Origin of the sequence: Pseudoalteromonas aurantia (assembly GCF_005886875.1) — a bacterium.
In the GTDB taxonomy this organism is placed as follows: domain Bacteria; phylum Pseudomonadota; class Gammaproteobacteria; order Enterobacterales; family Alteromonadaceae; genus Pseudoalteromonas; species Pseudoalteromonas aurantia_A.
This window is the reverse complement of record NZ_PNBY01000026.1, coordinates 21,733-36,827: the sequence shown is the minus strand read 5'-3', so window position 1 is coordinate 36,827 and position 15,095 is coordinate 21,733. Positions and strand designations below refer to the sequence as shown.

Genomic DNA, 15,095 nt, shown 5'->3' with positions numbered 1-15,095 from the left:
TACTTAAAATCTTTACTATTAATGCTCAAGTGATCTGAACTTTTCACGTAAGTGGTTACGAATACCAATCGCTGTGATATTGAGTGCAATGATCACCGACACCAACAAAAACGCAGTCGCATATACCAACGGTCTCGCGGCTTCAACATTCGGGCTTTGGAAACCGACATCATATATATGGAAACCTAAGTGCATAAATTTACGGTCTAAATGAATATACGGGAAGTTGCCATCCAGCGGCAGCGTTGGTGCCATTTTCACAACACCCACCAGCATGAGTGGCGCAACCTCACCCGCAGCACGTGCAACGGCTAAAATCAGTCCGGTCATAATCGCAGGGCTTGCCATTGGTACAATAATACGCCATAGAGTTTCAGCTTGCGTGGCACCCAAGGCTAACGACCCGTGGCGCACTGTACTCGGAATACGAGATAAGCCTTCTTCTGTGGAAACAATGACCACAGGCAATGTTAAGATTGCAAGAGTTAGTGCAGACCAAATCACGCCTGGTGTACCAAACACAGGACTTGGAGCAGCTTCAGGATAAAACAACTGATCTAGAGAACCACCTAACATGTACACAAAAAAGCCTAAGCCAAATACACCGTATACAATAGAAGGAACACCCGCCAAATTAATAACAGCAATACGGATCATCTTAGTCACTGCATTTTTCGCGGCATATTCATGTAAGTATATTGCCGCAATCACGCCAAATGGCGTCACAATAACGGCCATTAGCATCACCATGAATACAGTACCAAATATAGCAGGGAATACGCCGCCCTCAGTGTTTGCTTCACGCGGGTCATCGCTAACGAACTTACCAATTTGAGACAAGTAATGGGCAATTTTTGCCAAGGTGCCCATATCATTCGGAAACCAAACATCAAGCACCTGGTAAATAGGTAGAGTTACGAGCTCGCCACGCATATCACGGACAACAACTTGATCACGCTTTGCTTGTTTGCGCAACTTAAATAAACGCTCTTCAAAGACTTTATATTCATCTCTAAGTGCAGTGCGTTGAGCTTGTAAATCAGCAACTCGTTCTTTGGTCAACGCGTTATCAAGCACATAGCCTTTCTCTTTTAAACGAAGTCGTTCAAGTTCATAGTTAATGTGGCCAATTTCACCATTTTGTAAGTCGAGTGCCTCATCATTCAAATCAACCGCACGCTCAACTAACTCGTATAAACGCACAACTGCTTGCTCATTGATCACTTTGCCATCTTCAATAACATGATCGACATAACCATAAAAGTTACCATTTTTACTGCGTTCAAACACCGCCAATGCTTCAGGTGCCGATTGCTTTTGTATATCAGTCGATAATACCCATCTGAAGTCTAACTCTACATATTCACGGTTACCTGTTTTAACCAAAATACGTTCAATAAACTCCGAATCAAAAGCCGATAAATCATACCCTGCAGCTTCTAATCGTGTTTTTGGTACCATCTCACGGTCATAAATTTCACCTATAACCGTTTGTTGAGGTACAGACCCATTTAACTCTAATTCAACGACTTCTGATGGCCAGAAAAAACTCAAGCCTTTCCATGCGATCATTGCTAATAACCCAAGTACCGATATCAAGCTGATACTAACGGCACCACCTGTCATCCAGATCCACGGAGAACCTGACTTAAACCACTGCTTTACCATGTCATGAGCTCCAGTAATTACATTGAACTGTATTTTTCACGCAACTGCTGACGTACAAATTCAGCAATGGTGTTAAATACGAAAGTAAAAATAAACAATACAAACGCTGCGAGGAAAAGAATTCGATAATGCGAACTCCCTACTTCTGATTCTGGCATCTCAACAGCAATATTTGCGGCAAGCGTACGCATACCTTGGAAAATACTCCAATCCATAATAGGGGTGTTACCTGTGGCCATTAAAACAATCATGGTTTCACCTACTGCACGACCTAATCCCATCATAACTGCAGAGAATATACCTGGACTTGCAGTTAACAACACAACTCTGACGAGTGTTTGCCACTGCGTCGCACCCAATGCTAATGACCCATTTGATAAATGCTTTGGTACACTAAATACCGCATCTTCTGCAATAGAGAAAATCGTCGGGATAACCGCAAACCCCATAGCAATACCCACCACCAAAGAGTTACGTTGGTCAAATGTCAAGCCGAGTTCATTGGTTAAGTACTGACGCACATTACCGTCAAACATAAACTCTTCTACACCGCCACTGATCGCAAATGACAACCAGCCAACTAAGAGCACAACAGGAATTAACACGATTGAATGCCAACCATCAGGTAATAAATGACGAATACGCTCTGGAAGTTTTGTCCATAAAAAGGCCGTTCCTATCATAGAAAGAGGCAGTAAAATCAACAATGCGACGATAGCAGGTAAATGCTTTTCGATTAAAGGCGCTAACCATAAACCAGCCAAAAAGCCTAAAATTACGGTGGGTAACGCTTCCATTATTTCAACGGTTGGTTTTACCACTCTACGCAGCTCACTCGACATAAAATACGCCGTATATATCGCCGCAGAAAGCGCAATCGGGACTGCGAATAACATCGCATACATGGCTGCTTTGATGGTACCAAATGAAATAGGCACCAATGAAAACTTGGATTCAAAATCATCTGACGCTGAAGTCGATTGCCAGGTATAAGCAGGTTCAGGATACCCTTCGTACCATACTTCTTGCCATAAAGCTGACCATGTTACCTCTGGGTGCTCATTGTGAATATCAAATACAGAGATTTTATTATCTGTAATGATCAATGCAGCATCAGAGCGCGGCGATACGGCAAATGCTTCAATGGCACTGTCGCTGACTTTGCCTTGCCATAAGTGGGCTTGACTCGTTGTATAGTATAGCCCTAGATCACCCGTATCTGTCGTGGTAAAGAACGTACGGCGATAAAACTCACTATGGATATCTACATTGCTATTTTTACTGGTTTCAAATGCACGAATTTTATTAAACTTGCGACCGTCGTCAGTATTTACTTCAAACCACTGTGATACTTCACCATTATCGTTGGCAAGCATTAAAGAGTTCGCGCCCGCTAATAACGTGGTACCCACTAAGTTAGCATTTTCTTCATTAGCAGCAAGTATCTGAATTTGTCTAATATCACTCGCATCTCGGGTATCAAAGATATAAATTTGATTTGCTGAGCGAATGAAAGTACGTGTCGTGTCTGGTGACATTAATAGCTCATCAATTCTGCTATCGACTCCCAGTTCACTTCTTTCTACCACCCACTCGACTTCACCACTGAACATATTTTCTTCAGCAGTGAAAGAGGCAAAAATGACGCGCTTGTCGGCAGTTAATGCAACAACGGCGGTTTTTTCTTCATAGTGACTGAATGCTAGGCGTTCAATAGCAGCCCCCTGTTCATCAACTAATAGCTGCTGACCATCTAACGGATAACTTAAACGCGGTGTGATCACACGCTGATTACCTGGGAACGTTACTAAGAACGAAGGGCGTACCAATTGTACTTGACCGTTATCTAAACCATATGCGTACTGGCCTAAGAATGGCGTACTTTTCGCAAAGCTGGTTACTTGTCCATCAAGGTCAGTCACCAAGCTCTTTAGTTTTTTACCTGTGTTAGCTCCTTTCAATTGAAAAAAGTCGACAGCACCGGTGCTATTTAATAAGTAAGCAATTTCGGTTTGTTCCTCAACACCAATACCCACATATTGTTCAGAGTTTTGCAGCGTAATATCAACACGCTTCTCAACTTTAGCCGACTCTAAAATTGGTTGAACAACATATAATAGGTAAAAGAAGATCATCAACAAAGCGATCAAAACCATTACCCCACCGGCGGTAATGCCATATTGTGCAAACCGATCTTTAAATAGACGGCTTCTATCCGTTTTAAAAGACGGTTTCTGCGGATTTGAAGACATCAAAACACCCTTTTATCTTAAAGTTGCGCGCATTATATTTCATCAAGATGACAGTTATGTTACATACAGCATGTTACATCGAGAGATAACGAACATCATGTTTTTAGATACATATTTTCAAGGCAATCGCGCATGTTGATATTGCGCAAAACAGTTTGCATTTGTTTACATTACAACGATGATTTTATTGGACAAGCCAAAACACTGAACTAATCTATAGAAGCACTATCTACCTTAGTAGGCTATGTATAAGGATCATACCCACTTTGTTGTAGCCGCTTTTTTCATGCCTTGTCATATTCACAAGGCTACAATAATAAGAGATTCACATTATGAAGCAGTTAGTATTAACCATTATCGGAAAAGACCGACCAGGTTTAGTAGAAGAAATTTCCTCTACTTTACTGAAGCACCACGGAAACTGGCTTACCAGTAACCTAAGTCATTTAGCAGGTCAGTTTGCTGGCATAGTACAGGTCGAAATAGCTGAAGAGCACTTACAAGAAATACAAGGTGCGCTGCAAACCTTACCTGGCTTAGAAGTAAAACTTGAGCTAGGAGAACTAGAGCTTGCTCCACAACCCCCAGAAACATTGAACCTCGTTATCACAGGTAATGACAGACCCGGAATAGTACAAGAGTTAGCCGCTGTTATTCGTCATAAAGGAGCAAACATCACGCATTTAAACTCAAGGCAGCAAAGTGCGCCTAATTGGGGTGTTCCTATATTCAGTGCTTTTGCCACTGTCACCCTCCCTATAGGTATGCATAAAGATAATGTTATTGAGGCACTAGAATCTATCACCAGTGATCTTATTGTTGATATTGAGCCGGAATAAAGACTGAAAAAACAGTTCTTATTGAATGATTTTCATACGTGACAAGCACATAACGCTTGTCATGAAGGTGTCATTATTTGGACCTATATTATCTTCAGCGTCTTCCAAAATGAATTTAATAATGCAGGCAATACCTACACCTCCTGAGACCATAAGCTACTTTTCTAAAGAACTGAGCTGGCTGTCATTTAATGAACGCGTTCTACAAGAAGCCAAAGACAAAAATAACCCAATTATTGAACGCATGCGCTTTCTCGGGATTTTCTCTAACAACCTTGATGAATTCTTTCGAGTCAGAGTAGCCGATGTAAAAAGGCGAGTATTACTAAACAACCTTTCTGATGCTAACTTTGATGCTAATGAGGATTTATTAGGTAACATCAATAAAAAAGTACTCGAATTAGGTCAGAAGTTTAATGTAGTGCACCAGCATATATTAAAAGATCTCGCGCAGCATAACATTTATGTCGCGCAACCAAGTGAATTATCCGATTTCCATTTGACATGGTTACAACAGTTCTTTCAAGATCAAGTGCTGCCACAGATGTCACCCATGTTATTGACTGAAAATAAAGATTACTCAGACAATATCAATGACACAATGACCTATTTTTTTGTGCAAATGCTCGGAGAAAAACAGCACCATGCATTGCTCGAGATCCCAACCGATCGAGTAGAGCGCTTTGTCCAAATGCCCCCAGAAAAATCGAAGCGACATAAAACCATCATCATGCTTGATGATGTCGTTCAATACTTTATCGCTGATGTATTTAAAAGCTTTTTTAATTTCGACAGTATCGAAGGCTATGCCATAAAGCTCACTCGTGATGCTGAATATAATCTCGATAATGAGATTGAAGAAGGTTTGCTCGACAAAATGTCAAAAGGCTTAAAACAGCGCCTTTATGCAGAGCCCGTTAGACTAGTCTACGATCAAACTATGCCTGAAGAGATGTTAAAGGTGATGAAGAAGCGCCTCGGTGTAACACACCAAGATGCATTAATCCCAGGAGGGCGCTATCGCAATTTTCGCGACTTTATTTCATTTCCTAACGTTGGCAGAAAAAATTTAGAAAATGCCCCGCTTCAGCCATTGCAAAGCAGTGCGTTCAACGCTCACTCAAGTGTTTTTAAAGCTATCAGTGAGAGAGATATTCTGCTGTATTATCCTTATCATACTTTCAATCACATGTTGGAATATGTACGCCAAGCCGCCTTTGATCCTAGAGTAACGCAGATCAAAATTAACATCTACCGAGTTGCCAACCGTTCGCGGCTAATTTCATCGCTGCTCAGTGCTGTAAAAAATGGTAAAAAAATTACTGTTATGGTGGAGCTAAAAGCTCGCTTTGACGAACAAAATAACATCGAATGGGCTAAGTTACTGTCTGAAGCTGGGATCAAAGTCATGGTTGGGATCCCTGCACTGAAAGTTCACAGTAAATTATGTGTGATCCACCGAAAAGAAAAGGGAAAAATCGTCAAATATGCACATATCGGCACAGGTAACTTTCATGAAAAAACCGCGCGTATATACACCGATTTTAGCTTATTCACAAAGCACAACGAAATCTGTAATGAATGCGACAGCGTATTCAAATTTATAGAAAGTAGCTATCGCCCTTTTCATTTTGAGCACCTAATGATCTCGCCAGTTAACGCACGAGATTGTATTTTAGATCTCATTGACAAAGAAGTCCGCAATGCAGAACAAGGCAAAGTTGCTAGAATCACCATTAAGGTCAACAACCTAGTTGATAAGCAATTAATTGATAAACTGTATTTCGCAGCGCGACATGGAGTCAAGATCAGAATAATCCTCAGAGGTATGTGCTCTTTGGTTCCAGGCTTACCGCGTTTTAGTGATAACATTAAAGTGATCAGTATCGTTGACCGATTTTTAGAGCACCCTCGAGTTATGGTGTTTGAGAATAACGGCGATCCACAAGTCTTTATCTCATCTGCAGATTGGATGACACGTAACCTAGATCATCGTGTTGAAGTAGCTGCACCTATTTATGATGAAACGTTGAAACGCTTAATTCTAGATATCCTTGAGCTACAATTTCGCGATCGAAGTAAAGCGCGCGTCATTGATTCAGAGCAAAAAAACTTATACGTACGTAGAGGAAACAGAAAAAAAATCCGCTCACAAATAGCCATATACGACCACCTAAAGAAATATGAAAGCCACAAAACACTATGAACACTGAATACCCTTCAATTGCCGCCGTTGACTTAGGCTCCAATAGTTTTCACTTACTGGTTGCCCGGCATGTCGATGGTCGCTTTCAAATATTACATAAAGAAAAGCAACGCGTATACTTGGCAGCTGGGTTAGATGATGATTATTACCTATCTCAAGACGCCATCGCACGTGCATTACATGTATTACAGCAATTTTCGACTACACTCGAAAGCTTTCCTCATAGCCATGTTCAAGTTGTTGCTACTTATACGCTGCGAAATAGTAAAAATATTCATTACTTTTTACGCAAAGCACACCGTTGCTTCCCATTCAAAATTAACGTAATTTCAGGTCAAGAAGAAGCACGGCTAATTTATCAAGGTGTCGCTAATTATATACATAGCGACCATAACCGCTTGGTTATTGATATTGGCGGAGGAAGTACTGAACTTGTGATTGGTCGGCACTTCGAACACCAGCACTTAGCAAGTAGAAATATGGGTTGTGAGACTATCACTAAACAGTTTTTTGCTGATGGAAAACTCAGTGTTCAACGTTTTAATCACGCACAAATAAAGGCTGAACAAGATGTAGAATCCATCACGGCGACTTACCTAAATACCGGCTGGAAAACATGCTTAGGTACATCAGGTACCATTAAAACATTAGTAGCAATAAACCAAGCTAACTTTGCTCAAAGCCTGTTAACACTGCACTCTTTAGAGCAAATAAAAGCGCTTCTTCTTGCACAAAACCACATTGAACAAATAAATATCAAAGGGCTACCTACAGAACGACATTCTAATATTGTCGGTGGGTTAGTCATTCTTATTGCCGTGTTTAAACAACTGGATATCACCACACTTGACTACTGTGACCACTCGCTCAGAGAGGGGCTACTTAATGAAATGCAGCGTAATGAAGCACGTGATATTCGCTCTCGAACCATTCAAACCTTGAGTGAGCACTATACCGTTGATACAGTACACAGTGCCAACATCTGTAAAACCTTACAACGACTCTTTAAAGCGGTGAAAAAGACCTGGCAACTCACGTCATTTGACCTGCAAATGTTGCACTGGGCAGCACAATTACACGAAGTGGGCTTAACGATAAACTCTTCAGGATTACATAAACATAGTGCTTACATCGTGATGCACAGCCAGCTCCCAGGGTTCACACAAGAGCAGCAGCTAATGTTGAGCAGCCTTATCCGCTTTCACCGAAAAAAAATTAAACTAACTGAACTTAATGTGCTTAACGATGAACAGCAGCAGACATTACGCAAACTGCTTCCCATACTTCGCCTGGCTGTTATATTTAATCAAAAACGCCAACATCAACCACTTCCTGTTATTGCATTACAAGCACAAGATGAACAGCTAAGCATTACCATTGATCAAAACTGGCTTAATAAACACACGATCCTACTCGCTGATTTACAGCAAGAGCAACATTATTTAAAACCATTGAATATTATTTTATTGATACGCTAGCGTATCAATAAAATAAGTTTACCCCGTATGAACAACAGCAAAAACCTCATCGGCATAGGCACGGCTTTTCATAGCTAAGTCAAATAAGTGTTCTTTGCCAGTTGCGGGTCGAATAGCATTTAAAATAGCCTCAGCTTCTACCCAGTTATTTTGCTCGACTTCTAATGCCAAACGCAATACACCGCCTAATAGACCTTGATAATCGAGTAAAGCACTGCTTAGAGAGCTATCTAATGAGAACTCAGAAATAACGGTCGTAAGTTCGATTTCTAATACCGCATCGAGAATAGACATCAAGCCAATCAAATAGCCCTGCTCAGCCATTTCATTTCCTCCAGGTTTCAAAAAAAGCTCAATAAACCGCGCTCGCATTAAGCCCATTTTGGTTAATTCAGCGGGTTTGTCTAAACCCAATTCACTCAAGGCTAACACTCTGACAAACTGTCGTATTGCATCTTCCCCTAAGTATACAACAGCTTGCGCTATCGACTTCATTTCAACTTTACTCTCACCGGCTTTGGCATTTGCCAGCTTTAATACCCTAGCCGTCAAACTCAAATCTTTTGCTACACGTTGTTGCACTTCTTTGAAGCATAAGTTTTTCTTCGCCGTACACCGCAATAAATCAAACACAGCAAATTTTGACGGTTCAATATTGCCGTGATTCAACATCTCGGGACGCGCAAAAAAGTACCCTTGAAAATAATCAGCCCCTGCAGCATGGATAAAATTATACTCTTCTTGAGTCTCTATGCGCTCAACAACAATCTTTACATCCGGATACGTACGTTTTAGCTTTTTCAGCATCATTGTCGTTTTTATAATTGGCTGCTCAATTTCTAACTTGATGTAATGCATATGCTCTAGCAAAGGCAACCAACGTTCATCCCCGTCATAATCATCAAGTGCAAAATGATAGCCTTGCTGCTTCAAACGCAAAACCGTCTTTAATAACTCGGGTATATTTTGGGAACGTTCAACTATTTCAATTACTAGGTTATCAGGGTTAAATAGCTTGGGGAGCTCTTGGAGTAAAGATTCATCTGATAAATTAATAAAAGCGCGATGGCCTGCTGCCAAACGTTCTAGCCCAACAAGCATTAATGAATTAAAAAACATCCTGCCTGTAGCCTGACCATCAGTAACGCCGGATGGAAATGCATTATGGTCAGAATCTCGATATAGTAATTCATATGCAAACATATTTTGCGCTTTATCAAGGATAACTTGGCGTGCAATGTATTGTACTGAGGAGTTTTTTACATTCGCAGCTGTCCCACTCATCAACATTCATCCCCTTTATTTTACTGAATTAAACTAAACTAAGTTTGTAATGCAGAATACGATATGCATGTATGCTGAGCAATTAAAAACTGGCTTTGTTCACCATTAATTACTTAATTAATGCATAGGCTTACATCTAGTAAGGTACGCTAAAATCTACAAAAATGGCACAATGTTCACTTATACGAAGTCAATCTCTATGTATGACGTATTAATGAGTTGCATTGAGTTATGTCAAACACCAGTGATGACATATGCTATCTAGCATAACGCTACAAAACCCTTTACTGACATTAAGTATGGCACCATAATCTTTGGGGCTGTTAAACTTTGCTGTTCTTTTTTCTCTTTAAGCCTGCTTTATCCCGGCGCTTAGTATGTAACCTAGTAATCTAAGCGATTATTAAGCAGCAAAGAGCACTCAAACGTTCAACACCACCTAATATTTTGACACTTTTTTTGCACCGTTCCTAATCATATTACTGAGTATATATAACGCCTCTAGTCAATTAATTCGTTAAAGACTATAGACCTTATAAAAAGTATGGTTAAGTGTTTTGCGCCTCTAGCGACATACTCAATGAATAAAGTATAATCACACTTTTAGTCGTATTTTTAGGAAAAAATTATGAGTATTGCCGCCACTTTAGCTGAGCGCAGTAATGGACAATGTGAACTCTGTAGCAGTCACCTAGATCTCAGTGTATTCGAAGTACCGCCGGTCAATGAAGCTCACTCAGATAAATGTGTCTATTTATGTGCAATCTGCAAAAGCCAAATTGAAGGCGAAGAAACCCTGCTAGCAAATCATTGGCACTGCTTAAATGACAGTATGTGGAGCCAAACACCTGCTGTACAAGTGGTTGCTTTTAGATTATTGAGCCGATTAGCGGCAGATCATGGGTGGGCACAAGACGCGCTTGATATGCTGTATTTAGAAGATGATACCCGTACGTGGGCAGAGCAAGCACTTGCTGAAGAGGACGATATAGTTCATGTAGATAGCAATGGCGTAAGACTCAGCGCCGGTGATACAGTAGTGCTTATCAAAGATTTAGACGTCAAAGGCAGTAGCCTTGTTGCAAAGCGAGGCACAGCCGTTCGAAATATTGGCCTCACCTCAAACCCTGAACACATTGAAGGGCGTGTTGACGGGCAACGCATTGTTATTTTGACTAAATTTGTCAAAAAATAGAGAGCTATTGGCCCCGTATTTTACGGGGCTAATAGGAGTTAGTTTTATTTACTCTGCAACCAATTGCTCGCTGCGATAAAACCCAGCCTCGTCACTCAATATTTCAACTAACTCAGGTAACACCGAATCCATGGTGGCTTTCAATGTCCATGGTGCATTAATAACAATCATGCCCGATGCTGTCATACCATGCTCTTGCGTATCTGCACTGGTCGCTAACTCAAACAGTTGAACATTACTCACACCAGATTCAATTAAAGTTTGCTCAAGTAAATCAATACGCGCCCTATCGACAACCGGATACCAAATCATATAAGTACCCGAATTAAACTTTTTATACGCTTTAATGATCATTTTTGCTGCTTGCTGATAATCTGTTTTGATTTCATATGGCGGATCCATTAACACACAAGCACGTCTTGATAATGGGGGAACTAACCCTAACAGCCCTTTAAAACCATCTTCACTGCGCACTCTAAGTGACTTTTTGTGTGCTAAATTATCTGTTAGTAATACCGAATCTTTTGGATGTAATTCAAAAAACCACCCTTTATCTTGGCGTCTTAGAAACTGCTCTGCTACTTTTGGAGAACCTGGATAAAACGCCAATGTATCGTCATTAAATGATTTAACTAAATCAACAAACGCTTTAATCGCATCATTGTGACCTCTGTAATGCCAAAGCTTCGCTATACCGTCTAAATATTCTTGTGTTTTTTGCGCGTCACTGCTGCTCAATTCAAAAAAACCAGCCCCGGAATGCGTATCAACATAATCTAAAGGCTTATCTTTACGCGTCATGTATTCAAGTACATTTGCAAGCACGAGGTGTTTAATAATATCCGCAGGGTTTCCTGCATGGAATGAATGTCTATAACTGAGCATATGGTAACCTTGCTGGGCAATTGAGCAATTTTGCTGAACCGCGTGTGAATAAAATAGGGTTTAACCTCTATTATCGCGCAAAGCGCGAGAAAAATCAGTATAAAGCCACGTATTTACTAGCATCCTAAGTCACTTTGTTTTACATTTGCATGACAAAATACAGTGATAAGAGCGCATTTATGAATAACGAGACACTCCCCCAACTCGAACAACTGATTGATCAATTAATTGCTCAAAATGAACGACTAAATAATGAAGTTTCTGGTCTTAAAGAGCAAAACAGTAAGCTAATTGATGAAAATGAAACTTTACAACTTGAAGTGCTTGAAAGTGAAGAGAAGCAAAAAGAGACAAGTAGCACTTTAACTAACTTACTTGATAAATTACAAAGCGCAACTCAGGCGAGCTAATGCCTGAGAAAACCAATCAAGTTGAAGTAACTTTACTCGGTAAAACTCATCAATTTGCCTGCACCAAGGGGCAAGAAAATTTGCTCCTTGATGCTGCGAACTTGCTCAATGAACGTGTTGATACAATGAAGCAACGCTCTACCGTGCGTAATGAACAAAATGCACTGCTACTAGCAGCCTTGCACTTATGTCATGATCTACAGGCATTAGAACATCAGCAAAGTTCACAACAACAAGCACAACAAACCCTGATAGAAAAGCTTTCTCTTTACTTGGAAGTGGATTGAGCCCTTTATAAAAAACGTGTTTTCGGTTAAATTATCACCATGAATATTTCATGATTTTTCAGATGATGCGTTTTTTAACTTTACTAATTTTAACCTTTCTGTCTCTCTCTTGTTTTGCACAACAATGGTATCAAGTCGATACGCATACATTTATTATCGCACCGCCTAAAAATATAGCCCAGCTTCAAGCAAATCAAGCAGTAATAACAGGAACTGACTGTGCTGCAATCATTAATGCCCATGGTGATTTCACTGTATTAGAGCAAACAATCAATCAAATTAAAAAACGCCTATCGGTCCCTGTGTGTTACCTCATAAGCACCGGCAGTTCACACGACGAAATATTAGGTATTGCGCTTTTGCAACATGCTTTTCCTGCAGCTAAATGGATCGCGCCTGACTATGTAAAAGAGAATATTCAATTATATCAAAATGCTTATAGGCAAAAAATCGACCACTACTCACGCAGCTATTCCGTGAGCGCTCAACGAAAAAAAGCCTTGAATGAGCAAGAAACAGCACACTGGCAAAAAAGGTTACATACCGCCAAGCAACGAATTACCTATTGGCAATCTTTAAATATCCCCCTACCACAGGGTAAAGTCACGTTAGTACAGTTAGGTCAAAATACGCTTGAAATTACACCCGCAGTTGCTGCCAGCGCCGGGGATTTATTCATATTCAATCAAAAAAATGGCGGACTATTTGGCGGAGCCAATTTAGATCCTATTCCATACGTGACTCATAACTCCATCTCCCAGTGGCACAATACACTAGTATCATTAAAACAGCGTAACGAAGTCGTCTGGCTATTACCCAGCCATGGTAAACCATATCAAAGAGATGAACTCACCAAGCCTGTTGCTTTCTTGCATGCAATTATGACATTCGGTCTAGATCAAGAGCCCTCTGTACCGGCAGCATTACGAACAATGTATAAAAACGATGTTGCTGAACAGCAAAAGTTACAGCTGCTCTTTAATCTTGCCTTAAAACATACCCAATCAATGCCAACGAGTACTATTTCAACCTATAAACATGCACACCGTAACACGCTTGCTCTGCATGAATAACATAAGATCAACAGTGTGCTTATGCTGTATAAGTGCATTCATCTTAGTCGGGTGTAAACTCCCCCCCCCAACAAGCAACGACACTGATGCAGTACTCAGTGCTTTAGCCACTGAGAATAAAACGCAGTTATCAGATAAGCAGCCTGCTGTAGTGCTTCAGCCCAATATAGAAACACCCAATGTCGCAATTCCCGCCCCTCCAGAAACGAACTTATGGCAAGTCATTGCTGATAACTTAGCATTTGATGTTATACCAACTCCCCGGCTACATAAACGCATTGACTGGTACTTAGCTCAACCAACTTATTTAGTGCAAGTAAATAAGCGTGCTGCGCCCTATTTATTTCATATAATACAACGTATTTCACAACGTAATATGCCTATGGAACTAGCATTACTGCCATTTGTTGAGAGTGACTTTAGGCCCACGGTGATCTCAGCCCAACAAGCTGTAGGAGTATGGCAATTAGTCGATGCAACCGCCTACCATTTTGGTATAAAGTCCGATCCTTGGTACGATGGACGCAAAGATGTGTTAGCAGCAACAGATGCTGCGCTAAACTATTTAAGTTATTTACATAAACGGTTTAACGGCAATTGGCTCCATGCCATTGCAGCCTATAACAGTGGCGAGGGTCGTGTAAAAAATGCCATCGAGCGAAATAAGAAGTTAGGGATCAGTACGCATTTTTGGCATTTAACACTGCCAAAAGAAACCTCTGAATACGTACCAAAGCTCTTAGCTTTGAGTTATTTACTACAAAAAAACCACCCTAAGTTTACATTGCCCGATGTGGTCAATTACGCCTACACGACCCAATTAGATGTTGGACAACAGTTTGATTTTGGTCTGTTATCTAGTTTAGTGAATATCCCAAAACAACAGATCCATCAACTCAACCCTGGTTATCTGCGCCATCAAAGCTCACCACAAGGACCCCATAAAGTCTTATTACCGATGACCGAAAAACAACTACTACAAAGCCGCTTTTTTAAACGTCATTTTAGCCAGACTTACACGGTAAAAAAAGGTGATACTTTGTACGGTATCGCCAAACGTTTTAATACCAAAATAAACACCATTAAACTACTCAATAATAAGTCTTCGTCTTTGCTCGGTATCGGGGAGGTGTTAATTCTAAACAAAGCACAAAAAACTGATAGCCTGTTAGTTAGCTATGAAATAAGTCCATACTTGGTAGAAAAGAAACGACCTAAGCCTGCCACAATTGAACACTATCATACTATCAAAGCGGGGGATTCATTATGGGATATCAGTCAACGGTATGATGTGGCACTTAAAGATTTACTCACGTGGAACAGCTTGAAGACTCACAGCATACTGAAACCAGGTAAAACACTGGTTTTACACTTGCCCAAACCACAACAGGCTACAAAGCCACAAAAAGCCAAACAGTACTTGTCAGAATTAGAGCAGTTAGTAAAGCCAGAAAACGGCCCGAAGCCCTAGCTTACTCTTACTTGCTAACGTAAAATGGCCCCGTAATTAAATTAAAG

General features: G+C 40.5%; 12 protein-coding genes. 8 read left to right on the top strand and 4 right to left on the bottom strand.

Translation table 11 applies throughout. The annotated features are described in order from the left end of the window. Window positions 1–18: 18 nt before the first annotated feature. Both pstA and CWC18_RS05980 read right to left on the bottom strand, forming a co-directional pair. Window positions 19–1,668, bottom strand: a complete 1,650-nt coding sequence (pstA, locus tag CWC18_RS05985) for a phosphate ABC transporter permease PstA (protein WP_138593527.1) — start codon at window positions 1,666–1,668, stop codon at window positions 19–21. 17 nt (window positions 1,669–1,685) lie between these two features. Next, a complete protein-coding gene (locus tag CWC18_RS05980) occupies window positions 1,686–3,920 on the bottom strand; it encodes an ABC transporter permease subunit (RefSeq protein WP_138593528.1) in 2,235 nt (744 codons plus the stop codon). 332 nt (window positions 3,921–4,252) lie between these two features. Here CWC18_RS05980 and CWC18_RS05975 point away from each other — a divergent pair, with 332 nt between their 5' ends. The 3 genes from CWC18_RS05975 to CWC18_RS05965 all read left to right on the top strand — a co-directional run bounded on the left by CWC18_RS05975 (window position 4,253) and on the right by CWC18_RS05965 (window position 8,443). Beyond that, window positions 4,253–4,759 carry a glycine cleavage system protein R gene (locus tag CWC18_RS05975; protein WP_138593529.1) on the top strand — a complete coding sequence of 169 codons (507 nt, stop codon included), beginning with the start codon at window positions 4,253–4,255 and terminating at the stop codon, window positions 4,757–4,759. Between the two features lie 121 nt (window positions 4,760–4,880). Next, window positions 4,881–6,965 (top strand): polyphosphate kinase 1, encoded by a 2,085-nt coding sequence (gene ppk1 / locus CWC18_RS05970; RefSeq protein ID WP_138674899.1) that lies wholly within the window; start codon window positions 4,881–4,883, stop codon window positions 6,963–6,965. After that, on the top strand, window positions 6,962–8,443 hold the full coding sequence (locus CWC18_RS05965; RefSeq protein WP_138593531.1) for a Ppx/GppA phosphatase family protein: 1,482 nt from the start codon (window positions 6,962–6,964) through the stop codon (window positions 8,441–8,443). Before ppk1 ends, CWC18_RS05965 begins: the two co-directional genes overlap by 4 nt. A gap of 18 nt (window positions 8,444–8,461) precedes the next feature. Here CWC18_RS05965 and CWC18_RS05960 read toward each other — a convergent pair whose 3' ends face one another. Then, window positions 8,462–9,733, bottom strand: a complete 1,272-nt coding sequence (locus CWC18_RS05960) for an EAL and HDOD domain-containing protein (protein ID WP_138593532.1) — start codon at window positions 9,731–9,733, stop codon at window positions 8,462–8,464. A 622-nt stretch (window positions 9,734–10,355) separates the two neighbouring features. Here CWC18_RS05960 and CWC18_RS05955 point away from each other — a divergent pair. After that, on the top strand, window positions 10,356–10,922 hold the full coding sequence (locus tag CWC18_RS05955) for a PhnA domain-containing protein (RefSeq protein ID WP_138674898.1): 567 nt from the start codon (window positions 10,356–10,358) through the stop codon (window positions 10,920–10,922). 48 nt (window positions 10,923–10,970) lie between these two features. Here the strand turns inward: CWC18_RS05955 and CWC18_RS05950 are convergent, their stop codons facing one another. Continuing rightward, the gene (locus tag CWC18_RS05950; RefSeq protein ID WP_138593534.1) at window positions 10,971–11,807 is read right to left on the bottom strand and encodes a 23S rRNA (adenine(2030)-N(6))-methyltransferase RlmJ; all 837 of its coding nucleotides are present in this window, start codon (window positions 11,805–11,807) and stop codon (window positions 10,971–10,973) included. A gap of 179 nt (window positions 11,808–11,986) precedes the next feature. On the opposite strand from CWC18_RS05950, the gene zapB reads away from it, so the two are divergent. The 4 genes from zapB (at window position 11,987) to CWC18_RS05930 (ending at window position 15,048) form a co-directional block, all read left to right on the top strand. Further along, a complete protein-coding gene (gene zapB, locus CWC18_RS05945; protein WP_119860051.1) occupies window positions 11,987–12,217 on the top strand; it encodes a cell division protein ZapB in 231 nt (76 codons plus the stop codon). Further along, window positions 12,217–12,504 (top strand): cell division protein ZapA, encoded by a 288-nt coding sequence (gene zapA, locus CWC18_RS05940; protein WP_138593535.1) that lies wholly within the window; start codon window positions 12,217–12,219, stop codon window positions 12,502–12,504. The genes zapB and zapA overlap by 1 nt, the downstream gene beginning before the upstream one ends. A 62-nt stretch (window positions 12,505–12,566) precedes the next feature. Next, window positions 12,567–13,577, top strand: a complete 1,011-nt coding sequence (locus CWC18_RS05935; protein WP_138674897.1) for a hypothetical protein — start codon at window positions 12,567–12,569, stop codon at window positions 13,575–13,577. Continuing rightward, window positions 13,570–15,048, top strand: coding sequence for a LysM peptidoglycan-binding domain-containing protein (locus CWC18_RS05930; RefSeq protein WP_138593537.1), 1,479 nt, complete (start codon window positions 13,570–13,572; stop codon window positions 15,046–15,048). Before CWC18_RS05935 ends, CWC18_RS05930 begins: the two co-directional genes overlap by 8 nt. The last annotated feature ends 47 nt before the right edge of the window (window positions 15,049–15,095 follow it).